Origin of the sequence: Polaromonas sp. CT11-55 (assembly GCF_047303325.1) — a bacterium.
In the GTDB taxonomy this organism is placed as follows: Bacteria; Pseudomonadota; Gammaproteobacteria; order Burkholderiales; family Burkholderiaceae_C; genus Polaromonas.
The window spans coordinates 13,207-37,943 of sequence record NZ_JBKBEX010000014.1; the positions used below are offsets into that span (position 1 = coordinate 13,207).

General features: G+C 63.8%; 21 protein-coding genes and 1 pseudogene. 17 read left to right on the forward strand and 5 right to left on the reverse strand.

Going from position 1 to position 24,737, the window contains the following annotated elements:
* The first annotated feature begins 174 nt into the window (after positions 1-174).
* The 3 genes from ACEN8I_RS14145 (at position 175) to ACEN8I_RS14155 (ending at position 3,528) form a co-directional block, all read left to right on the forward strand.
* Positions 175-1,626: an MBOAT family O-acyltransferase gene (locus ACEN8I_RS14145; RefSeq protein ID WP_413329126.1), complete on the forward strand. Its 1,452-nt coding sequence runs from the start codon at positions 175-177 to the stop codon at positions 1,624-1,626.
* Between the two features lie 18 nt (positions 1,627-1,644).
* Positions 1,645-2,721, forward strand: coding sequence for an alginate O-acetyltransferase AlgX-related protein (locus tag ACEN8I_RS14150; protein ID WP_413329127.1), 1,077 nt, complete (start codon positions 1,645-1,647; stop codon positions 2,719-2,721).
* Between the two features lie 156 nt (positions 2,722-2,877).
* Positions 2,878-3,528 carry a LysE family transporter gene (locus ACEN8I_RS14155; protein WP_413329128.1) on the forward strand — a complete coding sequence of 217 codons (651 nt, stop codon included), beginning with the start codon at positions 2,878-2,880 and terminating at the stop codon, positions 3,526-3,528.
* A gap of 9 nt (positions 3,529-3,537) precedes the next feature.
* On the opposite strand, the gene ACEN8I_RS14160 is transcribed toward ACEN8I_RS14155, so the two are convergent.
* A complete protein-coding gene (locus ACEN8I_RS14160) occupies positions 3,538-5,019 on the reverse strand; it encodes a PLP-dependent aminotransferase family protein (protein ID WP_413329129.1) in 1,482 nt (493 codons plus the stop codon).
* A gap of 190 nt (positions 5,020-5,209) precedes the next feature.
* Here ACEN8I_RS14160 and ACEN8I_RS14165 point away from each other — a divergent pair, with 190 nt between their 5' ends.
* From ACEN8I_RS14165 to ACEN8I_RS14175, 3 genes are read left to right on the forward strand one after another with little or no spacing between them, the layout of a single operon-like run.
* Positions 5,210-5,578, forward strand: a complete 369-nt coding sequence (locus ACEN8I_RS14165) for a hypothetical protein (RefSeq protein ID WP_413329130.1) — start codon at positions 5,210-5,212, stop codon at positions 5,576-5,578.
* Between the two features lie 53 nt (positions 5,579-5,631).
* The gene (locus ACEN8I_RS14170; protein WP_413329131.1) at positions 5,632-6,267 is read left to right on the forward strand and encodes a LysE family translocator; all 636 of its coding nucleotides are present in this window, start codon (positions 5,632-5,634) and stop codon (positions 6,265-6,267) included.
* A 56-nt stretch (positions 6,268-6,323) separates the two neighbouring features.
* A complete protein-coding gene (locus ACEN8I_RS14175; RefSeq protein WP_413329132.1) occupies positions 6,324-6,806 on the forward strand; it encodes a RidA family protein in 483 nt (160 codons plus the stop codon).
* A 17-nt stretch (positions 6,807-6,823) separates the two neighbouring features.
* On the opposite strand, the gene ACEN8I_RS14180 is transcribed toward ACEN8I_RS14175, so the two are convergent.
* Positions 6,824-7,996: a PQQ-dependent sugar dehydrogenase gene (locus ACEN8I_RS14180; protein WP_413329134.1), complete on the reverse strand. Its 1,173-nt coding sequence runs from the start codon at positions 7,994-7,996 to the stop codon at positions 6,824-6,826.
* Between the two features lie 225 nt (positions 7,997-8,221).
* Here ACEN8I_RS14180 and ACEN8I_RS14185 point away from each other — a divergent pair, with 225 nt between their 5' ends.
* Entirely contained in the window at positions 8,222-8,911 is a 690-nt protein-coding gene (locus ACEN8I_RS14185) for a C40 family peptidase (protein ID WP_413329135.1), read from the forward strand.
* A 39-nt stretch (positions 8,912-8,950) separates the two neighbouring features.
* Here ACEN8I_RS14185 and ACEN8I_RS14190 read toward each other — a convergent pair whose 3' ends face one another.
* Both ACEN8I_RS14190 and ACEN8I_RS14195 read right to left on the reverse strand, forming a co-directional pair.
* Positions 8,951-13,267 carry a beta strand repeat-containing protein gene (locus ACEN8I_RS14190; protein ID WP_413329136.1) on the reverse strand — a complete coding sequence of 1,439 codons (4,317 nt, stop codon included), beginning with the start codon at positions 13,265-13,267 and terminating at the stop codon, positions 8,951-8,953.
* A 61-nt stretch (positions 13,268-13,328) separates the two neighbouring features.
* Positions 13,329-15,011 (reverse strand): ShlB/FhaC/HecB family hemolysin secretion/activation protein, encoded by a 1,683-nt coding sequence (locus tag ACEN8I_RS14195; protein WP_413329137.1) that lies wholly within the window; start codon positions 15,009-15,011, stop codon positions 13,329-13,331.
* Positions 15,012-15,524: 513 nt separating this feature from the next.
* Here ACEN8I_RS14195 and ACEN8I_RS14200 point away from each other — a divergent pair.
* From ACEN8I_RS14200 to soxA, 10 genes and pseudogenes are all read left to right on the forward strand, one after another.
* A complete protein-coding gene (locus ACEN8I_RS14200; RefSeq protein WP_413329138.1) occupies positions 15,525-15,842 on the forward strand; it encodes a VOC family protein in 318 nt (105 codons plus the stop codon).
* A 174-nt stretch (positions 15,843-16,016) separates the two neighbouring features.
* Positions 16,017-16,199, forward strand: a pseudogene (locus ACEN8I_RS14205) (VOC family protein); the annotation flags it as partial.
* 80 nt (positions 16,200-16,279) lie between these two features.
* Entirely contained in the window at positions 16,280-17,191 is a 912-nt protein-coding gene (locus tag ACEN8I_RS14210) for a glycosyltransferase (protein WP_413329139.1), read from the forward strand.
* 2 nt (positions 17,192-17,193) lie between these two features.
* The gene (locus ACEN8I_RS14215) at positions 17,194-18,318 is read left to right on the forward strand and encodes a winged helix DNA-binding domain-containing protein (RefSeq protein ID WP_413329140.1); all 1,125 of its coding nucleotides are present in this window, start codon (positions 17,194-17,196) and stop codon (positions 18,316-18,318) included.
* A gap of 160 nt (positions 18,319-18,478) precedes the next feature.
* A complete protein-coding gene (locus tag ACEN8I_RS14220) occupies positions 18,479-18,982 on the forward strand; it encodes a (2Fe-2S)-binding protein (protein WP_413329141.1) in 504 nt (167 codons plus the stop codon).
* Positions 18,979-21,195, forward strand: a complete 2,217-nt coding sequence (locus ACEN8I_RS14225; protein ID WP_413329142.1) for a molybdopterin cofactor-binding domain-containing protein — start codon at positions 18,979-18,981, stop codon at positions 21,193-21,195. Before ACEN8I_RS14220 ends, ACEN8I_RS14225 begins: the two co-directional genes overlap by 4 nt.
* Complete coding sequence (soxX, locus tag ACEN8I_RS14230) at positions 21,192-21,656, forward strand: sulfur oxidation c-type cytochrome SoxX (protein WP_413329143.1); 465 nt, start codon at positions 21,192-21,194, stop codon at positions 21,654-21,656. The genes ACEN8I_RS14225 and soxX overlap by 4 nt, the downstream gene beginning before the upstream one ends.
* A gap of 19 nt (positions 21,657-21,675) precedes the next feature.
* Positions 21,676-22,146, forward strand: a complete 471-nt coding sequence (locus tag ACEN8I_RS14235) for a SoxY-related AACIE arm protein (protein WP_413329144.1) — start codon at positions 21,676-21,678, stop codon at positions 22,144-22,146.
* Entirely contained in the window at positions 22,146-22,469 is a 324-nt protein-coding gene (gene soxZ / locus ACEN8I_RS14240) for a thiosulfate oxidation carrier complex protein SoxZ (protein WP_413329145.1), read from the forward strand. Before ACEN8I_RS14235 ends, soxZ begins: the two co-directional genes overlap by 1 nt.
* Entirely contained in the window at positions 22,466-23,239 is a 774-nt protein-coding gene (gene soxA / locus ACEN8I_RS14245) for a sulfur oxidation c-type cytochrome SoxA (RefSeq protein WP_413329146.1), read from the forward strand. The genes soxZ and soxA overlap by 4 nt, the downstream gene beginning before the upstream one ends.
* Here the strand turns inward: soxA and ACEN8I_RS14250 are convergent.
* Positions 23,236-24,663 (reverse strand): reverse transcriptase family protein, encoded by a 1,428-nt coding sequence (locus tag ACEN8I_RS14250; protein ID WP_413329147.1) that lies wholly within the window; start codon positions 24,661-24,663, stop codon positions 23,236-23,238. The genes soxA and ACEN8I_RS14250 overlap by 4 nt on opposite strands.
* Between the last annotated feature and the right edge of the window lie 74 nt (positions 24,664-24,737).

Consider the following 24,737-nt stretch of genomic DNA (forward strand, 5'->3'; position numbering starts at 1 on the left):
TCTGGTTCACCGCTCCCCATGCATCCCCTTTTCAATACCCCCCTGTCCAGGTGGCCCTTGCGCTTTCATGCAGCGGCGGCGTGCCTGGCCGTGGCATCCAAACCACTACAACACTGCTCAAAAGCGCAAGACCGAGCGCTCTGACAGTGCGGCTGTCGATGAAGAAAGAAATTAATGGTCTTCAGTTCACCACTTTTCCTGTTTCTGTTTTTGCCGGTCGTTGTGGGCATCTACTATTTGATAAAGGCCATATCTCCCGCGACGAACAGGTTCGCAAACATATGGCTACTTTTTGCAAGCATCTTCTTCTACGTTTGGGGCGCACCTAAATCGTCATATTTGCTGGTCTTTGGTGCGGGCGTCATCCTGGACTACTACATTGCACTTGCGATTGCCGCTCACCGTCAATCCGCATCCGGCGCCAGGTCCGCAAAAATCCTGCTCTGGATCGCCATCGGGATCAACCTCCTGTTGCTGGGCTATTACAAATACGCAAATTTCTTTGTTGACGAACTCAGCAAACACCTTGGGAACATGCAGTGGACGTGGCAAGCCGTCATATTGCCCATTGGCATTTCATTTATTGTTTTTCACAAAATCAGCTATTTGGTGGACGTGTACCGACAGAAAGTGGAGCCGCGGAGAAACATCGCAGAGTTCGTGCTTTACCTGCTGTTTTTTCCACAGCTCATTGCCGGGCCCATCGTGCGTTACCACACCATCGCTGCCCAGATTACAGAGCGCACTCATTCCGTAGACCTGATGTTCCATGGTATATGGCGTTTCATGGTCGGCCTTGCAAAAAAAGTGCTGATTGCAAATCAGTTGGGGCTTATCGTTGACACGATCTTCTCGCAACCGGTCACTGCGCTGGATCCAACATTGGCCTGGCTTGGCGTGATCTTTTATACGCTTCAAATCTACTTCGACTTTTCTGGATACACCGATATGGCCATTGGCATCGGCATGATGTTCGGCTTTCGACTTCCCGAGAATTTCAATCGTCCGTACACCTCAAAAAGCATCACTGAATTCTGGCGGCGGTGGCACATGTCCCTTTCATCATTTTTTCGGGACTATGTTTACATCCCCCTCGGCGGAAACCACCTGACGCTTGGCCGGACACTGCTGAACCTGTGGGTGGTTTTTCTGTTGTGCGGTTTGTGGCATGGCGCCAAATGGACCTTTATCTTCTGGGGTGCCTACTATGGCGTGTGGCTGACAATTGAGCGGCTTTTCCTGCTGCGTACGCTTGAGCGCGTCCCTGCATTCGTCGCAACGGCATATGCATTTTTTGTCGTTGTCATCGGATGGGTGTTTTTCCGGTCCCCTGACTTGACCTATGCATTTGCCTATCTGGGGAAGATGTTCAACATCCAGGGTGCGATATCCAGCGTGACACCCTACAACCTGACCGTCGATTACGGCCTCTACCCCAAGGTCATGCTTTGCGCGTTTGTGGGCCTGCTGATCAGTTTCTTTCCGGACAATATTCTGAAAAAAATCCATGCACCGGAAAAGTCAAAGCCGCTGTTAAGAAGTTTTGGCATATTGCTTTTATTGGGCTATTCGGTCATGAACCTGGCGACAGGCACATTCAATCCTTTTCTGTATTTCCAGTTTTAAGCTGAAAAGCCAATGGTCATGAAAAAAACTATCCAGGTAGCCACTATCTCGCTGTTTTTTGCATTCCTTGTTATCACAAGTATGCAGATGGTTTTGCGTGTGGTGCCGGAACCTACGCTGCTTGAAAAGCGGGTTCTCGCGCCCCGCCCCCCAGTCCCAGAAGTCCGGGATGTCTTGTCGGATAAATTCACAACCGGCTTCGACGCGTATGTGAATGACAATTTCGGATTTCGTAAGCTTCTAATACGGTTGAATAATCTGATAGATCTGAAGTTATTGGGAACTTCTTCAAACAAAAGAGTGATCCTGGGGGATTCAGATTTCCTGTTTGGACTACCGGATTGGGAAAGTTTTGTTCACAGTCACACGAAGCATTCGGACCAGGAGGTGCTCGATGCGGCCTTGAAGATCAGGGCCTTGCAGGATCGCCTGAAGTCCCGTGGCATTGAATTTTTATTTGTCATGGCGCCAAACAAAGGTAGTGTCTACAAAGAATACATACGCCAGCGCGGCTATCTTTTGCACCCGCTTTCAGAGGGAGACAGATGGTCGCGAGCTTTGGTTCAGGCCGGCGTGAATCAACTGGACATGCTTCCGGAAATATTGCAGGCCAAAAACGAACGTCTGATGTATTACAAGGGGGATCATCACTGGAACAGGTATGCCGGCCTGATGGCAACCCAACGAATCTCAGAGTCACTGGCCTCAAAACTTGGAGTGCCGTCGCCGCGTCTCAGTGTCACAGGGGCAGAAATTGACGACACCGAAAAAACGGGTGGTGGCTCGCTGGACGAACTGCTCGGCGTCAAGAAAATGCGTGTCAATGAGCAACCCACATTCACCGTCAGTGGCAAGTTGCTTCCCCCCGGCGTGGTGTTCGGCGACAGCTTTGTTCACTGGCTTAACCTGGACCGTGCTTCTGAGAAACTGATTCCCGTTGCAGATTTGAATGCGTCGAAGAAATTCCGGATTGCCATGGAGAATCCCGATATCCGGTTTTTAGTGATTCATCTATCAGAAGCACATCCTGATGACTTGATGAAAACCAGCATCTGGAATGTGGACGGCAGGGGCCTCGCCCCTGAAGTTCGCTAAGCGAGCACTGAGTCAGGAAGCTACGTAATTCGGGTCTTCTAATAGGTCAGGCTTCAGCGAAATTCAACAGGCCATCCCCATTCAGCGCCAATGCTGCCGTGTAGGATGCCTGCGTTTCGCCTCCCTCCCCCATTCCTTCTTCAATCGCACCCGACCATGGCCCTCGACACCTGGACCGCCTACTTCCTCGCCTCTATCCTGATCGCGCTGTCCCCCGGTTCAGGCGCCGTGCTGGCCATGAGCCACGGCCTGAGTTTTGGCATGCGGCGCACGCGCGCGACGATTGCCGGTTTGCAGATCGGGCTGGTGGTGATCCTGCTGGTGGCGGGTGCGGGTGTGGGTTCGCTGCTGGTGGCGTCGGAGCTGGCCTTCAGTGTCGTCAAGATCCTGGGCGCGCTGTACCTGATCTACATCGGCTGGGCGCAGTGGCGCTCGTCGAACGGCATCGCGGCAGATGGCGAGGCCGGCGTGGCGGATGCCAATGGCCTCTCAGCGAAACGCCGCTTCCTCACGGGCCTGCTGACCAATGTGACCAACCCCAAGGGCATTCTGTTTATGGTGGCGGTGCTGCCGCAGTTCATCAGCCCCAGCCGGCCGCTGTGGCCGCAGTTGCTGGTGATGGCCGTGACCACGGTGGCGGTGGACACCGTGGTGATGCACGGTTATGCCTTCGCGGCCAGCCGGCTGCAGACGCTGTTCAAGAATGCGCGCGCGATCCGGCTGCAGAACCGGGTGTTCGGCGGCATGCTGATGGCGGTGGGCGCAGGCCTGTTCTTCGTGAAGCGCAGCCACGCGGCGGCGCATTAGGTTTCATGCTCAGGCTTTGGCGGTCTGGGCCGAGACAATCGCCGCCAGCGTGCGCAAGGCCTCATCGACCTGGCTGGAGAACGGCTCGCCGCAGCTGATGCGCAAAAAGTTGTCGAAACGGTTCGAGTTGGAAAACATGGAGCCGGGCGCGACGCGTATGCCCTGGCGTATGGCGGTGTCGAAGACGGCCTGCGCCGAGCTGCCGGCCGGCAGCTCCACCCACAGCATCATGCTGCCCCTGGGCACCGACAGCCGGGTGCCGGCCGGGAAGTGGGCCGCGATGGCCTCGGCCATCTGCTCGCGCTGCGCATTGAGCATGCGGCGCAGCCTGGCCATGTGGCGGTCGTAGGCGCTGGAGGCCATGAACTCGGCCACGGTGTACTGGCCCAGGACTTCATTGGCGCGGCTTTGCGCGTACTTGATCATCTGGATGCGGGCCTGCCAGCGGCCGCCCGCGACCCAGCCCAGGCGCAGGCCGGGCGCCAGGGTCTTGCGCAGCGAGGCGCAGTAAATCACCGAGCCGTCACGGTCCCAGGCCTTCGCGGCCTTCAGGGGCACGTCGTCGGGGCCCAGGGCGCCGTAGGTGTCGTCCTCGATCACCGCGACCCGCTGGCGCTCGCACAGGCGCACCAGCTTTTCTTTTTCGGCATCGGGCATGACGCTGCCCAGCGGGTTATGGAAATTGGGCATGACCACCACGGCGCGAATCCTGTCATGCGTGCGCAGGGCCAGGTCCAGGGCCTCGACGGAGATGCCCTGCTGCGGGCTGGTGGGGATCTCCAGCGCGCGCAGGCCCAAGCTCTCGAGGATTTGCAGCAGGCCGTGGTAAGTGGGCGACTCCACCGCCACGGTGTCGCCCGGCTGCGCCACCGCGCGCAGGGCGATGTTGAGCGACTCTATGCAGCCGTGGGTCACCAGGATGTCTTCGGGCGAGAGCTGCATGCCGGCTTCCAGCGCGCGCTTGGCCAGCACGGCATTGAGCGGCGAGTCGTGCAGGAAGTCGGGTGCGCTCACCAGCAAAAAGGGGTGTTTGCGCAAGGTCCGCGTGGCGGCGTTTTTCAGCGCTTCGGCCGGGTACATCGCGGGTGAGCCATAGGTGCCCGCAAGGTTGGTGACCAGCGGGTAGACATCGCATTTGGCGACAAAGTCCGAGACGCGGTCGTGCACGCCGACGTACTGGGCCGGGTCCAGCTTGCGGCCGGATTCGGGCTCGCTGGGCGGCTGCAGGTCGGTGCGCCGGCGCTTGAGCACAAAGTAGCCGGAACGCGGCCGCGCCTCGAGCAGGCCTTCGTCCTCCAGCGTGTGGCAGGCCTCGACCGCGGTCGACAGGCTGACCTGGTGCAGCCGCGTCAGCGCCCTGACCGAAGGCATGCGTTCACCGGGCATCAGTACGCCTGACTGGATCGCCTGCCGGTAGTGGCTGGAAAGCCGCAGGTAAAGCGGTTGCGACGGGGCTTGAGCGGGGGCCGAGGTCAGGGGTAACACGTCCATGAGCTGAATGATCCGTGAAGGGACTGCGGCGACACAGCCACAGATGGGGCAAAACCAGACCATAACAGATGGGGAAAAAGCCTTCTGTACCGATACAGAAAGGGCTTGTGTGCATCTGTCAGGAATGGGGCGCTTTCCTTAATCTTGCAGCCATGCCCTCCCCGACCGACCACCCCTGATTGGAGCCGCCATGCAGCACCGCCCCGCCCCTCGCCACCTTGAGCTTGACGCCGGTGAATCCCTGTTTTTCCACAGCAGGGCCGGCAGCGCGCTGATCAGCACCTCGGGCACGCTGCTGGTGACGGGCGCGCCGCGCTGGCTGGGCGAGCAGGTGTTTCGCGACGCCGCGGCGCTGGAGCCCGGGCAGTCGCATGCCGTCGCCGAGGATGGCTGGATTACGGTCACCGCCCAGCACGGCGGCGCGGCCTGCCTACTGAGCCAGCCGGCCCGCGTGCCACTACCGCAAAGGCTGGCGGCGGTGGCTCAAAAATGGCTGGGCCGGCTGTCGGGAATCACCCAGGCCGCGCGCGGGCGATACCGCAGCGCCAAGCCGGTTTGAGGCCGCCACGGTAAATTCGATCATCCGTTCCATTCACTCGTCACCCACGCCCCATGACCACTTCCGCCTGGCTTTTGTTCATCACCATTTCACTTGTGACCGCGCTGAGCCCCGGGCCGGGCATTTTGCTGGCGGTTTCCAATGCCGTGGCCTGGGGGCCACGCAAGACGCTGTGGAGTTCCGGGGGCAATGTGCTGGGCGTGTTCTCGGTCTCAGCCGCGGCGATGGCCGGCCTGGGAACGCTGCTGCACACCTCGGCCTGGCTGTTTGCGGTGCTCAAAGCCGTGGGCGCGGTCTACCTGGTCTACCTGGGCTGGCGCCAGTGGACCAGCAAGACCTCGATGTTCGACGCGCCGCTACCGGAGCAGTCGCAGCCCGGCAAAACCAACGCCGCGCTGTTCCGCCAGGGCCTGCTGGTGGCGCTGACCAACCCGAAAAGCATTCTGTTCTTCACCGCGCTGTTTCCGCAGTTCATCCATCCCGAAGCGCCGGTGCTGCCGCAGTTCATGGCGCTGACCAGCGCGTTTGCCGCCTGCGTGCTGGTGTCGCACATGGCTTATGTGCTGCTGGCGCGCCATACGCACCGCTGGTTCGGCACGCCGCGCCGGGCCCGGGTGTTCAACCGCATCTGCGGCGGTGCCTTCGGCCTGCTGGGGCTGAGCCTGTTGCGGCTTAAAAGTCCCAGCTGATTCCCCTGGATTCCCGCCTCCCCTCTATATAACTCTCCAGAAAGAAAGCCTCTGCCATGGAAGATTCACGCGACGCCCGTTTTGCCGCCCAGGAAACCGCCCTCGGCTACAGCTTTGAGGGTGAACTCAAGATAGGCGGCAACTATGTGTCCACTGTGCGGCACGGCGACGTGGTTTATGTCAGCGGCCAGGTGCCGCGCGTGGGCAGCACGGTGGTGGTCACCGGCCGCGTCGGTGCCGACGTTTCGCTGGCCCAGGCCCAACTGGCCGCCAGGGTCTGCGCCATGCGCGCGCTGGTGCTGCTGCGGCAAAGCCTGGGCAGCCTGGACCGCATCCAGCAAATCCTGCGCGTGACGGTCTACACGCAGTCCGCCGCCGACTTCAGCCAGCAAAGCGAGGTGGCCGATGCCGCTTCAGACTTGCTGCATGCGGTGCTGGGAGCAGCCGGCACGCACACGCGCACCTCGGTGGGCGTGGCGCAGCTGCCCAAGAATGCGGCCGTCGAGCTGGACCTGATCGCCGCCGTCACGCCGGACTAAGGAGCTTCAGCCGGGCTTCAACCGCCCGGTAGCAGGCGCACCAGCTTGCCGTTGCTGTTGTCGGTCAGCACGTAAAGCAGCCCGTCCGGGCCTTGGCGCACGTCGCGTATGCGCTCGCCGAGTTCTGCAAGCAGCTTGCTTTCGCGCACCACCTTGCCGGTAAAAGGTGTCGTAAAAGGCGCAGACAGCTCGATGCGGTCCAGGTAGCCGAACTTGAGCGAGCCGACAAACAGGTTGCCCTGCCAGGCCTTGCCATAGCGCTCGCTGGTCAGAAAGGCCATGCCCGAAGGCGCGATGGACGGTACCCAGTAATGCAGCGGCTGCTGCATGCCGGCTTTTTCGGTGATGCCCTCGCCTATCTTGCCGCCGCCGTAGTTCTCGCCGTAGGTGATGACAGGCCAGCCGTAGTTGGCGCCGGCCTTGGGGAGGTTGATTTCGTCACCGCCCTGCGGGCCGTGCTCATGCATCCAGAAAGTGCCGTCCGGCGCCAGCGTCGCGCCCTGGGCATTGCGATGGCCGTAGCTCCAGATCTCCGGCAGGGCCCCGGCTTTGCCCACAAAGGGGTTGTCTTGCGGCACCGAGCCGTCCTTGTTGATGCGGACAATCTTGCCGTGGTGGTTGTCCAAGGTCTGGGCATCTTCCTTGCGCGAAAAGCGCTCACCCAGCGTGAGAAAAAGTTTGCCGTCCACAGCGCCGCTTCCGGCAGCCCGGCTTTCCACGATGCGGCAACCGAAATGCGCGCTGCTGGCCACCTTGGGCTTCTGGCTGAAGATGATTTTGAGGTTTTCCAGCCGGCCTTCGTCGGCGCTCAGGCTCGCCCGCGCCAGCGCCGTGCTGTTGCCGCGGCCGGCGGGGCCGGGTTCCGAGAAGCAGAAAAAGACCGTGCGGTTGCGGGCAAAGTCGCTGTCGGTGATGAGGTCCAACAGGCCGCCCTGCCCGCCGGCGGCTATTTCCGGCAACCCGGCCACTGGTGGCCCCAGCCTGCCGTCAGCCGCGACCACCCGCAAGCGGCCCGGGCGCTCGGTCACCAGAAAACGGCCACCGGGCAAAAAAGCCAGGCCCCAGGGGTTTTGCAGGCCGCTGGCCACAATTTCCGGGCGAACGGCCTGGGCCTGGGCAGACAAGGCGACCGCAAAAACCGCTATCAAAACAAGAGCGAACTTTGTAGACAAGGCCTTGGAATTACTCATATTTTTGCCCTCAAGCTTGATGCCAGATCAGCGGCTGCGAGCCAGCGACGGAAGCCGGCTCCCATCGGACCGCCAATGCGCCTTTTTCATATGCAAACATAGGACCTGAAGTGAAAAAAGGGGTTTTCCCGTAGATAAACTCGTTACAAATCAATGGTTTGTAAAGCTTATCAAGAAGCCACTTGAGGTTGACGTAGGACAGATCTGTCAAGTATCCTAGGCGCCATGCGAAAAATTGCCCCTGTCCTCGTCATTGCCTCTGCCGCTTTGCTGGCAGCCGGCGTGCATGCGGCGCCGGCTAACTCCGGCGATGACATGGACAAACTGCTGGCCGACAAAGGCCTGCTCGCGCAAATCGGCCAGGTCCGCCAAAACGTCAGCAACAAGGCTTCTGAACTCGTGGTCAATGCCATGGGCTTCCTGGGGGTTCCCTACAAACGCGGCGGCAATAACGTGGAAACCGGTTTTGACTGCAGCGGCTTTGTGCGTGCCATCTACGAACAAAGCGTAGGCCTGCTGCTGCCGCGCCGGGCTGAGCAACAGGCCGCGGCCACCCAGCGTATCGAGAAAAACGAGCTGCAGCCCGGCGACCTGGTGTTTTTCAATACCATGCGGCGCGCTTTCAGCCATGTCGGCATTTATGTCGGCGACGGCAAATTCATCCACTCTCCCAAGCCCGGTGCCGAAGTGCGCGTCGAAAGCATGGGCGTGAGCTACTGGCAACGCCGCTTTGACGGCGCCCGCCGCGTGCAGGCGCCGGGCGCTGCCCTGCCGGAAACCGAGCGCACGGCGGCCCAGCCGGTTTCCCAGGCGGCGGCAGTCCGTGCCCCCGAAATCCAGGCCGCGCAAACCGCAGCCCAGCCCCTTGCAGCCGGCTTGCAGGCGCAGCAACTGCAGGAACTATACCGGCGTTGAGCCAATTCCTTGCGCCCTTTTGCCGGGGCTTTTTTGCCCTTATTCCTTCTCCCGTTCGTTTTTCGGCGACATGTCGAGTTCCACCGCTTGGCCGTTGTCTATGGCCTCGCCGGCGCCGGACGGTGAGCTCCGCACCGTGCGCACCTCGGTGTCGCCCACCAGGCCGGCCGCCTTGGCCAGCTGAAGCACGGGCTGCTCGGCCGGGGCGCCTTCGGCCAGGTTGCTGCCGGACGGGATCACGCGGTTGTTTTCGGCATTGGACGACAGCTGCTGGTTGCCCTGGGGCTTGCCGTTGACGTTGACCAGGCCGCCGCCCGAATTCGTCACCTGCCCGAAATTTCCGCTGACGCTGCCGCTGGCCGCCGTCACCGTGACCTGCGAGGACGAGCCTGTCACCTGGGCCTCGCCGGCGGCGGCCACCGCCACTACGGGCGCCACGACGTTGGCCACCACCGATTCGCCGGCCAGCGAGGCAGAGCCTGAGGCCACCACCACCACATTCACGTCGCCCTGCGGCGCCTGCACGACCACGTTGCCGCCGCTGATGTTGCCGCTGACGTTGCCGGTGGTGCTGCTGATCTGCACATTGCCCTGGCTGGTGGTGGTGGCGCTGATGTCGCCCTGCGCCTGCACGACCACACTGGTGCCGCTGATGCTGCCGCTGACGTTGCCGGTGGTGCTGCTGACCTGCACAGTGCCCACACTGGTGGTGGTGGCGCTGATGTCGCCCTGCGCCTGCACAGTCACGTTGCTGCCGCTGATGGTGCCGCTGATGTCGCCGGTGCTGCTGCTGACCTGCACATTGCCCTGGCTGGTGGTAGTGCCGCTCACATCGCCGACAGCAGCCACCGCCACCGCGCTGGCCGTTACGTTGGCCGAAACGTCGCCGCCGCTGGTGACCTGGACGGCGCCCTGGCTGATGGTGGAGCCGCTGACGTCGCCGCCGGCATTCAGGGTGTTGGTGGCGCTGGCGTCCTGGCCGCGCAGGGTGTGGTTGCTCAGCGCGACGTTGCCCAGGGCGTTTATGCCGTAACCCTTGACCCAGAGCGTGCTGTCCAGCCTGAATGCGTTGGACACCACCTCGAACTGGCCCAGCGCATTGGCCTCGGAGCCGCCCGACAGCATATGCACATTGCCGCGGCTGGCGCCGGAGCCGGCGAGCAGGTTCAGCGCGCGGGCCGCCCCGCCGGCGTTCTGGATATCGCCATTGAGCGTGATGTCGGCACCCAGGGTGGCCAGCGTGGTGTCACCCAGCAGGCTGACCGGCGCCTGGAACACGATGCCCCCCACGCCGTCGGCCGTCACCGTGCCGGCGATGCCGGAGCCGCCCGCGCCGGCATTGAGCGCCAGGCTGTGCAACGTGCTGCCGCTGAAGTAGAGGTTGTAGGGATTGTTCACCACCACGTTCTCGGCATAGGTGCCGGCGCCCACGCGGATGTTGGCGCCGTTGCCCGCGTTGCCCAGCGCCGTGTTGATCGACAGGGCCTGCGTGCCGCCGCCCAGCAGGCTGCCGATGCCGACGTGGAAGTCCTGCGTGGCCTGCGCGCCGTTCCAGCCCTGTACATAGCTGGAGGCGGAACTGCCAAGGTTGACCGCGTAGTCAAACGCGTTTTGCTGCGAGGCCTGCAGCCAGGTGTACTGGTTGTTGTCGCCCGCGCTGCTGGCGTTGCGCACCGCGAAATCGAAGCCGGCGATGCTGAGCGTGCCGAAGTTGCGGCTGGCCGACTCGTCCTGCAGGTAGACCGGGTTGCGCTCGGTGAAGCTGTTGTTGCCCGCCACCGTGATGTTGTTCATCTGCTGGTTGTAAAAGCGGTTGGCCTGGTAAAGCGCCAGGCCGCCCCAGTCGTTGTTGCGCGTGGTGGAGTTGCTGACCGTCACGTTGGCGCTGTCGGTCAGCTGGATGCCCGCGCCCTGCGTGCTGCCCGCGTCATTGCCCACGGGCGCGCCGTTGGCCGTGACATGGTCGATGAGCGCGCCGTCCACACCGTTGAGGTCCAGCTCGGCCCGGCCCGCGCCTCGACTGGTGACGTTGCTGATCGAAAAATTGCGCAACCGGGCCGATGCCCCGCCGACCGGGGCCACCTTGATGCCGTAGGCCGAGGCCACATTGGCGCTGGGCCCGTAGAGCGAGAAGTCCCTGAGCGACACATTGTCGGCCGTCACGTTGATGCCGTAGCCGCTGACGCCGCGCGCGTCTATCACGGTAGCTCCCTGGCCCGAACCGGCCAGTGTCACGCCGCGGTTGACATTCAGCGTGGCCGCCTGGACGTAACTGCCGCCGCCCACATTCACCGTGCCGCCCGCGGCCACGGCATCCACCCCGCGCTGTATGCTGCCACTGGCCTGCGTGACATAGACATTGCCGTCCGTCCAGGTCACCAGGCCGCGCCCAACGCTATCCAGCGCATGGGTCACACGGTCTTCAATCGCAAAGCCGTCGGCCGCGCCCACAAAGACGGCGCCGCGGGCATCGACCGAGGTGGCATCGACCACGATGTCCTGCCCGTTGTTCTTGAACTGGGTGCCGGTGATGGTGACGCTGGTCTGGCCGCCGTTCCCGTTCCCGTTCCCGTTCCCATTGCCATTGCCATTGCCGCGGCTCAGTGTTTCGAAGCGTATGCCGGTGCGGCTGGAGTCCTCTATGCTGCCGCCCGAAATACTGACGCTTTGCAGGCTGGCCGGCGCGGCGGCATAGTCACTGTCGCCGGGAATGCCGCGGGTCTTGATCACCACAGCCGCGGCCGTCGGATCGTTCGAGCTATAGCCCGAATTCCTGACCACCACGTTGTCGAAATTGATCGAATTAAAAGCGTCGTACTTGAGGTTGATGTCTATGCCCGCGCCGTAACGCTGGTGCAGCGACGATGAAGCGGGCGCGCCGTAATTGCCGGCGTTGATGACGGTGACGTTCCTGAGCGTCAGGTTGTTCGCGGTCTCAAGGTAAAAGCCCTTGAAGGTCGGGCCATCCACCGTGACGTTCTCGAACAGGGCGTTGTTGAAAGAGCCCGTGGCTACCGGGTGGCCGCCCACCATCTGGTAGCCATTGTAGGTCTGCACGCCGATCTGCCCACCAGTGATGCTGCTGTTCAGCATCCTGAAATTGTCGGCCCGGGTCGCCGTGCCATTGCGCATGCCGGAGGTGTTGTTGTTGAAGGCGACCCGATTGACCGTTACGTTGTTGGAGGTGCCGTCTATGCGCAGGCCGTTGCCGTAGTTGGCGATCGACAAGTCGGAAAGAGTGACGTTGGAGGCGTTATTGATGGTCACCCCGTCACCGACGCCCGCCGAGGCGGACTGCAGTATCGTCTGCCCCGCGCCCGCGCCGTCCAGGGTCAGCGCTTTGGTGATGGTGACGTTGCCGCTGTAGCTCCCGGCCGCGACATTGACCGTGCCGCCCGCGACCACGGCGTCTACGGCGTTCTGGATGCGAGCGCCGCCGTAGACGTCGACCCGGTTGGAATTGCCGCTGACACTGGGCGCCTGCAGCGCGGACTTGAGCACCACCGCATTGCCGTTCACCACGATGGCACTGCTGGCCTGCTGCACGCCTTCAAGGTTGATCACGCCCGACAGCAGGTTGGCCGCGTCGCCCACGCCCAGCCGCAAGTTCGCGCCGTTCAGGCTGGCGCCGGCCTCGTTGGACACGCTACTGCCCGTCGCCCCGCCGGCAATGGCGAATTCATACAGCCCGCCGTTGAGCGACACCGTGGCAGCAGTGGCGCCGGCCAAGGCGATGGTGCCGCCGGTGGCTCTGATGCTGCCCTGGTTGGTGACCGAAGGCGCGACCAGTGCCACCAGCCCGGCGCCTTGCGCGGTGATACCGCCCTGGTTCACGATGCTGCCCGCAGCGCCCGTGATCTTCGCGCCGCCGGTGGTCAGGAAGTAGCTCTCGTCAATCGTGCCCGTGGTGGCGATCAGCGAGCCTACGTTCACCACGGCGCTCTGCCCAAACATCACGCCATTGGGATTCATCAGCATCACCGTGCCGTTGGCCGACAGTCCGCCCAGGATTTGCGAGGGGTTGGCGTCGGCAGTGACGCGGTTCAGGATGGCCGACGCGGCGCTGGGCTGCGCGATCTGCACAGCCTTGCCGGCATCGATGTTGAAGGAGTCCCAGTTCAGCACGGCCCGGTTGCTGGTCTGGTTGATGGTCATCTGGCTACCCGTCACCGAACCCGAGGCCGTGCCGGAAGTCACCGTACCGTTCTGCGGCAGGCCCGCCGCGCCCACGATGTCGACGCTCCAACCGGGCGGAGCGAACAGCAGCGCCGCCGCGGCGGGAAGGACTTTCAGCGCGAAGGACGGCCGCCGCCGTTCGGGAGGACGCGAACGCTTCGCAGGAAGTTTGGCTTGCATGGAATCACCTCTTGAACGCAAAAAAGACAAAGAACAACAGGGACGGATCCAGTGAGCATCATCAAAACCGCGCCAGCAGCGAGCCCATCAGCCGCGGGTTCTTGCCGTCGGTCTGGTAGCTCGAGATGGATTTGGTCAGCGGCCAGGCTGCCTCGATGGCGGCGACCACATCTTTTTCAAGGAAAAGGCGCAGCCCCAGGCCGGCGGACGCCAGGCTCTGGCTGGCCGGCGTTCCGGGCGTGACGCTGCCGACTTTCCAGACCTTGCCGATGTCGTAGAAGCCGAACAACTGCCAGGACCTCAGCCCCGGCATGCCGGCAGCGGCGCCGGCATAACGCGGCTCCAAACGAAAGGCCAGCGCGCGTTCACCCACGAGTTCCGCCGGTTCATAGGCCCGGCCGAAGCGCCGTCCGCCCAGCGCGTATTGCTCCGACGACAGCAGGGGCGTATTGGCCCACTGCCCGCCCACGCCCACGGTGAACGAAAAATTCGATCCAACAAATTGCGAGCGCTCGTAGTCGAAGGTGAATTTGTTGAATACGCCCTTGGCTCCCACCCGGCTCTTGAGCACATCGGACTCCTGCGTGCCGCCCAGACCCTGGCTGAAATCGACGTCCAGCGTGTTCTGCCCGTCCAGGCTATCCAGCACGCGCCAGCTCAGGCCCAGGCGCAACGCGCGTATACGGTCTTCGATCACGCGGGTGCCCAGCACCTCGGTATGGACGTCGGAATGGTCGTAGGCCGCGCGCGCAGTCAGGCTTTCGTTGCGGCCGCGCAGCAGGGGGTAGGCGGCGGACAGCGACACCGTGTCGGCACTGCCGTGCACATCAAAGGACCTGAGCACATCGCCCGGTTGCGTGCGGGCGCGGGACACGGCGGCCGAAAGCCGCAAACCTTCCGTGCTGACAACCTGGCTGTAGGAAAGCTGGGCATAGGCCATTTCGGAGTTGCCGGTTCCCACGCCGACAAAACGCCACTGGTCGTTCACGCCCAGCAGCTGGTTGCCGACCACGCCCAGGGTCAGTTGGGTGGGCCCGAGGTATTTGGAGCCGTAGTTGTCGATGGAGGCAAAGCCTTCCATCCTCTTGACGTTGGCTACCAGCGTGAGGTCGGCCGCCCCCGGCATCTGCGAAGGCGCGAGCACGCTGCGCAATTCCACGCCGGGAAAATCGTTGGCGATCAGCAGGTAGCGCTCCAGCACTTGGCCCTCTATGGGCCTGGAGGCCTGGATCTTTTCGCCTATGCGCATCAGCTGTTCCTGCACATGGGCGCTCACGCCAGGCCCCGCCTGGATGTTCACGCGGGCGATGTAACCCTCGATGACGCGCAGCGTCAGCGTGCCGTCCGCGAGCGACTGCGGCGGCACCACGACCAGCGAAAGAATGTAGCCCGCGTTGCGGTACATCGCGGTGAGCGAAGACGCAAGTTCGAGGATGTCGGCACCCGTGATCTCGCGCCCGGTATAGCTGTCGGCGCGCGCCTGCAAGGCATTGCCAGGCAGCACAGTGCTGCTCTCGATGCGGACCTCCGTGAGCGTGACGCGTATCGCCTTGAGAGAATCCGGCAAGGGCTCGGCGGACTCGCTCTTGAGCTGCGGCGGCGGCGGCGCGGGCTCAGGCGCGGGCTGAAAGTCAAAACGTTCGCGAAGGCGCCCGGGGTCTACGGTGGAGGGTTGCTGTTGTGCCAGGGCGGCGACTGGAAAAGCCAGGTACAGGGCAAGGGCATAAGAGAGAACGTTGTGCATGCCTGCACCATCGGTACGCTTCATTGCTACATCCCACTCAAAGGTCGAAAGTTACCAATCGCTGGACCCGGCTGCCCGCACTCGAAACAGCTTTTTTCGTGAATTAGTTCACAGTAACCAATTGTGAAACACGATACAAGCAAGAAAAAGTGATTAATAACTGCCAACTTTGTGTCATGATTTTTCGCCGTTTTTTGGTAACGAATTCTTGTTACTTACATTTACAGTTCCGCCTTTGCTTTTAAGGCTTGCAGAACCGGCTTTCTTGTTACCTATGGCTTACTGCAAGCCTTTGTCCGGCTGCCTCACCGTGGCGTGAATCACCCTAAAAAAATGCGGGCGGCTGTGTAAAGTTTTTGTAGATCGCGGCCGTTAATGCCGCTGCCCCGCTTTCCGGCACCCAGCGTCTTGTCACATGCACGCCTGCACCCGCAGGTGCAAAATCAACAGCAGTCCCGCCTTGTTGTCCATGCCTGTTTGCATGCGTCTGTCTTGACCTGAAGGAGGCCTGCCATGTCGAACTCACTCATCATTCCCTGCCTGCGCTACCGGGATGCGGCCGCCGCCATCGAGTGGCTCTGCAGCGCTTTCGGTTTTGAAAAGCAGGCGGCCTATCCCAATCCCGATGGCTCCATCGCGCATGCCCAGCTCACGCTGGACGGCGGCATGGTCATGCTGGGCTCGGTGGGCAGGGTGCCCACCGAGTGGGGCAAGCTGATACGCCAGCCCGATGAACTAGGGCCTGTTAACGCCATTAATGCAAATGCGAATGGGGTGAAAACGGCGCCAATCAAGGCGCGCGACGAAGCCCAGACCGGGCGTCTGGGCTAGGAGCGCAACGCCGAGTGGCGCCGCTTTCACCCCATTCCCTCCGGGTTGCGATCAAAAAGGCCTTGCGCGGCGTTGCAAAGCCTTGACGGGGTCTCCCCCGTCTGCGTTTTGCGCCTTGCTCAAGGCCTTTTTGACTCGCAACGCATCTTGCATTAATAGCGTTAACAGGCCCTAGGCGTGGAAACACAAAGCGCCTATGTCTGCGTGCACGATGCCGACACCGTGTACCTGCGCGCCAAGGCGGCGGGTGCCGCCATCGTGATCGACATCAAAGACGAGGACTACGGCGGCCGCGGCTTCAGCTGCCGCGACCCCGAAGGCCACCTGTGGAGCATAGGCACCTACAACCCCTGGTGAGCGGCCCCGTGTTTTCCGATGCCCCCCGTCGCGCGGCGAAATTGCGCTATAAGAGGCAAAAAGAAAAAACGGAAAACGCATTGAGATTCCATCTCTATACCGACATAGACACCCTGTTCGGCCGTGCCGTCCGGCTGTGGATGGACGTCCTGCTGCAAGCCGGGCACGAGGTCGAGTTCATCGACATGGGCAACAGCACCGAGGCGCCGCTGCCGGAGGTGGGCCCTAGCGATATCAACCTGCTCGTCGCCGGCATTTACGCCCTTCCGCGTTTTGCCAGGCACGGCCTGCCGCGGCACGGCAAGCATGTGCTGTGGATGTTCGACCCGCTGACGCGAAACGCATCGGCCACGGTGCACCGGCACAAGGCCGATCTCTTCGACGCCATCGCGCCCGGCCTGCATGCCGTGATGGCCATGGATGCATCCATCGAACGCTACCTCGCGCAGCATTTCCCGGCCCTCACCACCTTCCGCCTGCCCTATCTGGTGGCGGGCAAACATGTGCGCGCGCCGCTGCCCGAAGCGGACAGGACACGGGACATCGTCATGCTGGGTGGCGAGACGGCCAGGCGGCGCGAAGCCGAGCGCCTCTTCCTCGCCGGCGTGAACCCCCTGAAGGCCGAATTCATCTGGAGCGGCCTGTGGGGCGCGGCGCGCGATACCTGCCGCGCGGGCGCGCGCATCAACCTCAACGTGCATGCCGATCCCGAACTGCGCTACTTCGACCAGTTCCGCACCTTCGAAGCCTGGGCGGCCGGCACGGCCGTGGTGTCCGACAGCTTTGAGGGCTGGGAGGATTTCGGCATTGTTCCCGGCGTGCACATGGTGATGGCCGGACTGGAGGACCTGCCGCAGGCCTGTGCCGAGCTGCTGGCCGACGTGCCGCGGCGCGAGGCCATGGTGAAGGCATCACAAACGCTGCTGCGCGAACGCTTTTCGCCGGCAGCCTGGCAAAGCCGCATGCTCGCGATGATCGAAAGCATGGCCTGAGCATGGCCGACATCTCGAGGCAGGAGTTGATCGCGTTGCGGCTGGCCAGCCATCGCCTGGCCCCCGTGCCTTCCATGCCTTCCGGGCCGGCCGGTTTCAAGCGGGTCGAGCAGGCCGTGCAATGGATGGGCGCGGTGCAGGCGCAGGAATATGCCCATGCGCGCTGGGCCGTCGGTTCACGCTTCGCGGAGCCTGTCGCCGTCACCGACGCGGCGATAGAAGGCGCGCTGGCCGGCCGCAAGGTGGTGCGCAGCTGGGTCTTGCGTGGCACGCTGCATCTGGCGGCGGCCGCCGACCTGCGCTGGCTGCTGGCCCTGGCAGCGCCGGCCTTGCTGACCCGCACCGCGGCCGCCTACCGCGAGGTGAACCTTGATGAGGCCGCCTTCCGCAAGATCCTGCCGGCCTTGCGCAAATGCCTTGAAGGCGGGCAGCAACTGACACGCGCAGAACTTTTTGCCGCACTCGCCCGACGCCGCATAGACACCGAAGGCCCGCGCGGCGGGCGCATCCTCTACCGCGCGGCCCAGGCCGGGCTGATCTGCCTGGGCGACCCGCAGGGCAAGCAGGCCCGCTACACCCTGCTCGACGAATGGCTGCCGCCGCAGCCTGAACTGCCGCGCGAGGATGCATTGAAAAAACTGGCACAGCGCTATTTCGCCAGCCACGGCCCGGCAACGCTGGCGGACTTCACGTGGTGGTCCGGGCTGGCGGCCGGTGAGGCCAGGGCGGCGCTGGAGATGGCTGCGCCCGGCCTCGCGCACGCGCTGTTTGAGCGCGACACCGTCTGGTGGTCCAAAGGTACGCAAGCGCTTGCCCAGCCGACCGGCAAGCCGGCGCCGCAGCTGCTGGCGGGCTTTGACGAGTATGTGCTGGGCTACACCGACCGCAAAGCCATCGTCGATACGGCGCATGCCGGCAAGCTCATGACGCCCAACGGCCTGTTCCGCCCCGCGTTGCTCATCGGCGGCCGCGTGGCCGGCACCTGGCAGGCGGAAGTCAAAAAAAGCGGGCTCAGCATCAGCACCGCGCCGTTCACGCCGCTGCCGCGCGGCAGCGCCGGTGCGCTGCGGCTTGCCGCGCAGCGCTATGCGGCTTTCATGGACTTGCCGCTGGCGCAAGTTTGCTAAGGCAAGCCACCGGCCGTCACAAGGGTTTACCCGGCCGAACTTAATTATTAAGAGCAAGTCAGCACATTACTCAGGTATAGAAGTCCCTGGTGCATCCGACATGCGCCGGCGCTACTATCTTCCGGCCCATTCTGTTCTTTCAATCGCGAGGAGCGCATCCATGGCAAAGCTGAACGTCAACGGTACCGTGCGTGAGTTTGAAGTGGAGGACGACACACCGCTGCTCTGGGTCCTGCGCGAGCAGCTCGGGCTTACCGGCACCAAATACGGCTGCGGCATCGCCGCCTGCGGTGCCTGCACCGTGCACATCGACGGCGTGCCCACACGCAGCTGCGTGCGGCCCGTCTCCACAGTCGGCGCGGCCGAGAAAATCGTGACCATCGAAGGCCTGTCGCCCGACGGCTCGCACCCGGTGCAAAAAGCCTGGGTCGCGCTGGACGTGCCGCAGTGCGGCTACTGCCAGTGCGGCATGGTGATGACGGCGGCGGCGCTGCTCAAGGCCAAGCCCAACCCGACGGACGCCGACATCAACGAGGCCATGACCAATATCTGCCGCTGCGGCACTTACAACCGCATACGCGCCGCCATCAAGGTCGTTGCCTCGGGCGGCAACACCAAAAGCGCGGCGCTCGCCATCCAGCACACCGACGGGAGCACGACATGAGCACCACCACCCTGCCCTCCTCATCCGCTTTGGCATCGCCCCCGCTGTCGCGCCGCCGCTTCCTGGCCTCGGGCGCATCGGCCGGCCTGGTGGTCGCCTTCCATATTCCCTTCGCCGGCATGGCCGCGGCCCAGGGCACCGACACACAGGAGATCAACGCCTGGGTGGTGGTGCGTCCCGACGACACGGTGGTGATCCGCATCGCCCGCTCTGAAATGGGCCAGGGCAGCCTGACCGGCCTGGCGCAGCTCGTGGCCGAGGAGCTGGAATGCAACTGGGCGAAAGTCAGCACCGAATACCCGACACCGGGGCAAAACCTCGCGCGCAACCGGGCCTGGGGCAATTTCTCCACCGGCGGCAGCCGCGGCATACGCGAATCGCACGACTATGTGCGCAAGGGCGGGGCCACCGCGCGCATGATGCTGGTGCAGGCCGCGGCCGATGACTGGAAGGTGCCGGTGTCCGAATGCCGTGCCGCCAACAGCCTCATCACGCACACGCCCAGCGGCCGCAGCGTGAGCTACGGCAAGGTCGCGGTCGCGGCGTCCAGGCTGGCCCCGCCCGCCGAAGTCACGCTCAAGGACCCGAAGGACTGGAAACTCGTGGGCAAGCGCCTGGCGCGCCTGGACACGCAGGACAAGGTCACGGGCAAGCAGGTCTACGGCGCCGACCTCAAGCTGCCAGGCATGCTCAATGCGGCCATCAAGGACTGCCCGGTGTTCGGCGGCAAGGTCAAGAGCTTTAATGCCGCCGCAATCGAAAAACGCCCCGGCGTGAAAAAAGTGCTGGCAGTCGGGGACAGCGCGGTGGCCGTCGTGGCCGACACCTGGTGGCGCGCCAAGACCGCACTCGACGCGCTGCCCATCGAATGGGACAACGGCCCCAATGTCGCCAACTCCAGCGCCAGCGTGGCCCAGATGCTCAAGGCCGGACTGGATGCACCCGATGCGGCCGTCGGAAACCAGAATGGCGACGCCAAAGCGGCATTGGCGTCAGCCGCCAGGCGCATCGAAGCGGTGTATGCCTACCCGCACCAGAACCACGCGACCATGGAGCCCATGAACGCCACCGCGCGCTGGACGCCCGAGCGCTGCGAAGTCTGGACGCCCACCCAGAACGGCGAAGCGGCGCTGGCCGCCACCTCTGAAGCGGCCGGGTTGCCAGCCAGCAAATGCGAGGTCTACAAGATTCACCTGGGCGGCGGCTTCGGCCGGCGCGGCGCGGTGCATGACTGGGTGCGCCAGGCCGTGGACATCGCCAAGCAGATGCCAGGCGTGCCGGTGAAGCTGCTGTGGACGCGCGAGGAAGACATGCTGCACGGCCGCTACCACCCGGTGACGCAGTGCAAGCTGCAGGCCGGGCTGGACGCGCAGGGCAATGTCACGGCTTTGCACATGCGCATCTCGGGCCAGTCCATCCTGGCCGGCGTGGCGCCGCAGAACATACGCAACGGGCTGGACCCGGTGCAGTTCCAGGGGCTGAACGCGCCGGGGCCCGAGGCCTCCATAGGCTACAGCTTTCCCAACCTGCTGATAGACCATGCGATGCGCAACCCCAGCGTGCCGCCCGGTTTCTGGCGCGGCGTGAACCTGAACCAGAACACCATCTACCTCGAGTCCTTTATCGACGAAATCGCCTTCGCCACCAAACAAGACCCGCTGGCCCTGCGGCGCAAGCTCATGGGCAATCACCCCAAGCACTTGGCCGTCCTCAACGCGGTGGCCGAGCGCGTCAAGTGGGGTGTGGCGCCGCCCGACGTGGGCGGCCAGAAGGTCTACCGCGGCCTGGCCCAGACCATGGGCTTCGGCAGCTATGTGGCGGCCTGCGCCGAGGTGTCGGTGAGCCCGGACGGGGTGCTCAAGATCCACCGCATTGTGGCGGCCACCGATCCGGGTTACGCCGTCAACCCGCAGCAGATCGAGGCCCAAGTCGAAGGCTCTTTCGCCTACGGCCTGTCCGCGGCCCTGTTCGGCGAATGCACGCAAAAAGACGGCCGCATGGAGCAGGACAACTTCAGCACCTACCCGGTCGTGCAGATGCAGCACATGCCAGCGGTGGAAACCCTTATCGTGCCTTCGGGCGGCTTCTGGGGCGGCGTGGGTGAGCCGACCATCGCGGTCGCCGCGCCGGCAGTGCTCAATGCCGTGTTCGCGGCCACGGGCAAACGCATACGCGAGTTGCCGCTGAAAAACCACGACCTCAAGAAGGCATGAACTGGCAAGGCGCCATCGCCGGCGGGGTGATGATGGTGGCGCCCTGGACAGGCTTCGCGCAACAACAGCAACCACAGCAACAACAGCCGCCGCTGCAGGTCGTCGGCGACGCCATCCCGCAGGCACTGACGGCCACCCCCGGCGACCCGGCGCGCGGCCGCGCCCTCGTCGCGAGCCGGCAACTGGGCCTGTGCCTGCTGTGCCACAGCGGGCCGATTCCCGAAGAACGCTTCCAGGGCAACCTGGCGCCCGACCTCGCGGGCGCGGGCTCGCGCTGGAGCGAAGGCCAGTTGCGCCTGCGCATCGCCGACGCGCAGCACCTGAACCCGGCCAGCATGATGCCCGCCTATTACCGCAGCGAGGGCCTGGTGCGCGTGGGCACCGTCTGGCAGGGCAAACCCATCATGAACCCACAGCAGATCGAGGACGTGGTGGCTTTCCTGCGCACGCTGCGGAACTAAGACGGCCATGACGCTGCCCATGCCTCCACCCACCCTGCCCCGCCGGCGCCACATCCTCGTGGGCGCCACCGGCCTGGCCATGGGGGTGGTGCTGCGCCCCGCCTCCGCCTCCGCCGCCGCGGGCGACCTGGCGGTGGCCGTGGCGGCTTACACCCAGGGCGCGCCGGTTCGCACGGGCAAGGTCAAGCTTGACATTGCCGAGCTGGTCGACAACGGCAATGTGGTACCCATCACCGTGACGGTGGACAGCCCCATGACCGCTGCCGACCATGTCAAAAGCATCGCCGTCTTCAACGAGAAAAATCCCCAGCGCGACGTGGCCCGCTTCACGCTGGGCCCGCGCGCCGGCAAGGCCAGCGTGAGCACGCGCATACGGCTGGCCACCTCGCAGCAACTCGTCGCCGTCGCGCGGATGAGCGACGACAGCTACTGGTCGCATACGGTGAACGTGATCGTCACCCTGGCGGCCTGCATAGAAGGTGACCCCTGATGGCCCGCACCCTGATCAATGCCCCTTCCACCGCCCGACGCGGCGAAGTCATAGAAATACGCGCGACCATAGGCCACCCCATGGAAACCGGTTTTCGCGCCGGCGAGGATGGCAAGGTCCTGCCGCGCAACATCATCCAGACCTTCAGCTGCCGCTACAACGGCGAGCTGGTCTTCAGCGCCGAGCTGTTTTCGGCCGTCTCGGCCAATCCCTATATCGCCTTCCACACCGTGGCCACTGAGAGCGGCACACTGGTGCTCAGTTGGGAAGGCGACAACGGTTTTTCGCAGGCGGAAAGCATCCAGCTGGCCGTCACGGCATGACGCGCATCCTGGCCCTGCTGCTGGTGTGCCTGATGGGCACCGCCGGCGCGCAAACCCCTCCCCCCAAGGACAGCCGCCGCTCGGGCTTTGAAGACATGGGCGCCGCTACCCAGGCCATGCAGAAAGACGATGCACTCAACCCCGGCATGCTGTGGGTGCAGGACGGCGAGGCACTGTGGAAGCAGCCGGCGGGCGCCAGCGGCAAGGCCTGCGTCAGCTGCCACGCGGCGGCGCAAAGCAGCATGCGCGGCGTGGCGGCGCGCTACCCGGCGTTTGATGCCGGCCTGGGCCGCCCCCTCACCCTGGGCCAGCGCATCAACCAATGCCGCCAGCAGCACCAGCAGGCCGCGCCGCTGCGCCCCGAAAGCCAGGAACTGCTGGGCCTGGAAGCTTATGTCGCGCTGCAGTCGCGCGGCCTGCCGCTGGCGCCGCCCGACGATGCCAGGCTGGAACCGTTTCGCCAGCGCGGCCAGCAGCTGTTCATGCAACGTATTGGCCAGCTCAACCTGTCCTGCGCACAATGCCACGACGGCCTGCCCGGCAAACGCCTGGCCGGCAGCCTGATCCCCGAAGCGCACCCGACAGGCTACCCGGTGTACCGCCTCGAATGGCAGGCCATGGGCTCGCTGCAGCGCCGCCTGCGCGGCTGCATGAGCGGCGTGCGCGCCGAGCCCTTTTCCTATGGCGCGCAGGAACTGTTGGAGCTGGAGCTCTACCTCAAGACACGTGCCAAGGGCATGGTCATGGAGGCGCCGGGCGTGCGGCCCTAAAGGCCCCCAGTTCGCCAGTCGATCTGCTCAAACAGGCGCATGAGTCTGGCTTGGCGCGTCATGCTGAATTGCCCGACCCAGCCGATCCTGCCCAGCAGGTGCGAGCGGAAGTCGGCAAGCCGGTCCACGTTTTGCGATGCCGGCCCGTGCAGCACACTTTGATGCAAACACGCTTTAAGCCGGTCAAAATCGTCTCGTGGCACATTCGGACGGACGTTGACCACGACGCCGGTCACACGCTGGCGCTGATGCCGGGGCAGGCAACGCGTCTTGTCCGGATGCAGGGTAAAACCTTCCTCCCGGACGATCTCTGCAACCCAGGCATGCAAGGCGCGAAACTGCCGGCGCAGCGACTCCGGCCCAGAAAATACAAGGTCATCGGCATAGCGCGTATAACTCGCGCCGAACACCCAGGCCAATCCTTCAAGCCGCAGATCGAGGTTGAAAGCACAGAGGTTGGCCAGTGCCGGGGAGCTAGGTGCGCCCTGCGGCAAATGCGCGGAGCCCAGGCGCTTGGCACCCATCCAGTCTAGCCCGCCATCGTCGCGCAAACGCTCAACAACCATTTTCGCCGTGCGGTGCGTGCAGAGTGTGGTGAGGCTTCGCGCGATGCCTTCGGGGTAACCCAAGGTACGCCATACAGCGTTGACTTGAGCACCCCCCACGCTGCCAAAGAAATCGCGCAAATCAAAACGGATGACCACGGCCTGTCCCGCATGGGCCGCCGCATGGGTCTTGACTGAACGGCCGGTGCTAAAGCCGTGCGCGGCTTCATGCACAGGTACCTGGCTTAGCAGCGTGTGCAGGATGCGGCGCTGCACACGCTTGAGTTCCGCCTTGGGCGTCTCGAGCAGGCGCAGGCCACCCGTCTGTTTGGCCTGCAGGCTGTAACGGTAGTGCTCAACTACCGGCGGTGTCGTCGGCGCCAGCCAGCGCAGTTGCTCGCGCGAAAGCTGGAGCCAGCGCATTAGATCAGCATCCGTGGTGATCTCAGGCAAGACGCAGGCTTCCAGCCCCATAGGCCGGGGCCGCATCACCGGTGGCCGCAGAATCAGCCGGCGAATGCGCGGTGGCTTTTCCGGTTCGGGATCATCATGGCCAAGGTTCTGCTGCAAGCTTTGCGCATCATTGGCGTCGTCGGTCTCTTCGTCTTCGTCGTCCTCCTTCCCAAAGGCCAGGTCGAAGGCATGCGATGCGTCGAGCCGCCGCGCAAGCGAAGTAACGTCAAATTTTTGCCAGGTGATAGCCGACAGCAAAGCCAAGGGTTCAAGCAACTCTCGAAGCCATGCGGGGCGCTGTCCGAGCGCTGCCGCGGCCCTGGCCTGCAAGGCGCGCAAGGCGGTGCCTCCCGGCCTGTCCGCGTCGGCAAGCAGTGCGCGAGCCAGGCCGCGTGCAATCAGATATCGGGAGTTGGCTTCGCGCATGGAATTGGGTTGACGCCCGCATCCCAACCAGCAGGTCCTGCGTGAGCTGGGTGCGCAGAATGCGCAGGCCGCTC

Coding starts and splice junctions, on each gene's coding strand:
- ACEN8I_RS14225 (WP_413329142.1), top strand. CDS start 18,979: ATGAGCACCACCACCCTGCCCTCCTCATCCGCTTTGGCATCGCCCCCG.
- ACEN8I_RS14175 (WP_413329132.1), top strand. CDS start 6,324: ATGGAAGATTCACGCGACGCCCGTTTTGCCGCCCAGGAAACCGCCCTC.
- soxA (WP_413329146.1), top strand. CDS start 22,466: ATGACGCGCATCCTGGCCCTGCTGCTGGTGTGCCTGATGGGCACCGCC.
- ACEN8I_RS14160 (WP_413329129.1), bottom strand. CDS start 5,019: ATGGACGTGTTACCCCTGACCTCGGCCCCCGCTCAAGCCCCGTCGCAA.
- ACEN8I_RS14190 (WP_413329136.1), bottom strand. CDS start 13,267: ATGCAAGCCAAACTTCCTGCGAAGCGTTCGCGTCCTCCCGAACGGCGG.
- ACEN8I_RS14185 (WP_413329135.1), top strand. CDS start 8,222: ATGCGAAAAATTGCCCCTGTCCTCGTCATTGCCTCTGCCGCTTTGCTG.
- ACEN8I_RS14195 (WP_413329137.1), bottom strand. CDS start 15,011: ATGCACAACGTTCTCTCTTATGCCCTTGCCCTGTACCTGGCTTTTCCA.
- ACEN8I_RS14220 (WP_413329141.1), top strand. CDS start 18,479: ATGGCAAAGCTGAACGTCAACGGTACCGTGCGTGAGTTTGAAGTGGAG.
- ACEN8I_RS14165 (WP_413329130.1), top strand. CDS start 5,210: ATGCAGCACCGCCCCGCCCCTCGCCACCTTGAGCTTGACGCCGGTGAA.
- ACEN8I_RS14235 (WP_413329144.1), top strand. CDS start 21,676: ATGCCTCCACCCACCCTGCCCCGCCGGCGCCACATCCTCGTGGGCGCC.
- ACEN8I_RS14200 (WP_413329138.1), top strand. CDS start 15,525: ATGTCGAACTCACTCATCATTCCCTGCCTGCGCTACCGGGATGCGGCC.
- ACEN8I_RS14250 (WP_413329147.1), bottom strand. CDS start 24,663: ATGCGCGAAGCCAACTCCCGATATCTGATTGCACGCGGCCTGGCTCGC.
- ACEN8I_RS14150 (WP_413329127.1), top strand. CDS start 1,645: ATGAAAAAAACTATCCAGGTAGCCACTATCTCGCTGTTTTTTGCATTC.
- ACEN8I_RS14145 (WP_413329126.1), top strand. CDS start 175: ATGGTCTTCAGTTCACCACTTTTCCTGTTTCTGTTTTTGCCGGTCGTT.
- soxX (WP_413329143.1), top strand. CDS start 21,192: ATGAACTGGCAAGGCGCCATCGCCGGCGGGGTGATGATGGTGGCGCCC.
- soxZ (WP_413329145.1), top strand. CDS start 22,146: ATGGCCCGCACCCTGATCAATGCCCCTTCCACCGCCCGACGCGGCGAA.
- ACEN8I_RS14155 (WP_413329128.1), top strand. CDS start 2,878: ATGGCCCTCGACACCTGGACCGCCTACTTCCTCGCCTCTATCCTGATC.
- ACEN8I_RS14170 (WP_413329131.1), top strand. CDS start 5,632: ATGACCACTTCCGCCTGGCTTTTGTTCATCACCATTTCACTTGTGACC.
- ACEN8I_RS14215 (WP_413329140.1), top strand. CDS start 17,194: ATGGCCGACATCTCGAGGCAGGAGTTGATCGCGTTGCGGCTGGCCAGC.
- ACEN8I_RS14180 (WP_413329134.1), bottom strand. CDS start 7,996: ATGAGTAATTCCAAGGCCTTGTCTACAAAGTTCGCTCTTGTTTTGATA.